We start from the raw sequence: 811 nt of genomic DNA on the forward strand, positions 1-811 counted from the left end.
AGAAAAATTTGAGGAACATGGTCTGACATTACCTAAAATAGTGTTTTGAAACGTGGCATTGGAAACAAAAGGTTTCCCTGTAACCAAATTAACCAAAAACGTGGCAATGGTAAGTGGTGATTCACCTTCAATCCTTTCACAACTGTTCAAGTTGGAAGAATTGACACCAACTAAAATGATGGTTGAAACACTAGCAAAATATGACAAATATATCGCTTAAAAAAATAATTAAAAAGTTGGTAGCATTATCAACTTTTTCCTTTATAATATATTTACACAAGATAGCAAGGTCGCTACAAGTATCTGTTGCAACAGAATGTTGGTGGGTTCGACTCCCATAATTGTGTAGAATTCTTAAGGTTCGGGTAAGGAAATATTGAGGTTGGGTTCGACTCCCAACGGGAGCACCTTGCTCTTGTACTATGACGGAACTCAAAATGGAATTGCTCTTTATATGCTCATATAGCTCAAGAAGTGGCAGCAAGCGACTCATAATCGCTGGGGTGTGGGTGCAAGTCCTACTGTGAGTACCATATGGTTAGCAATAACCACATAGACCTATGCCGTCTATAAACTCGCATACGCTTGACAAGTGTTTAACCAAAATAAGACCTACGGCATCATTAGGGTCGTCAAAAAATGCCGAGACCGTGAACCAATGACACATAAAAATATTGGAGTAAAAACCTAGCAGATGTGACCTGATAACTCACTTCATGCCGATAGCAATATCTCAATCTACTATACAAAGATTGTCTGGGTAGCAGGGCAATATAAATTAACTACCAGATGGTTCGCGAATATGTATGAT

General features: G+C 38.5%; 1 protein-coding gene and 1 tRNA gene. Both read left to right on the forward strand.

Translation table 11 applies throughout. The features are described from left to right. Window positions 1-52 precede the first annotated feature (52 nt). Complete coding sequence (locus N1032_RS24675; RefSeq protein ID WP_259543158.1) at window positions 53-220, forward strand: hypothetical protein; 168 nt, start codon at window positions 53-55, stop codon at window positions 218-220. Window positions 221-456: 236 nt separating this feature from the next. Further along, window positions 457-533 (forward strand) — tRNA-Ile (locus N1032_RS24680). Window positions 534-811 lie beyond the last annotated feature (278 nt).

The organism is Herbiconiux daphne, assembly GCF_024979295.1.
GTDB lineage: Bacteria > Actinomycetota > Actinomycetes > Actinomycetales > Microbacteriaceae > Herbiconiux > Herbiconiux daphnes.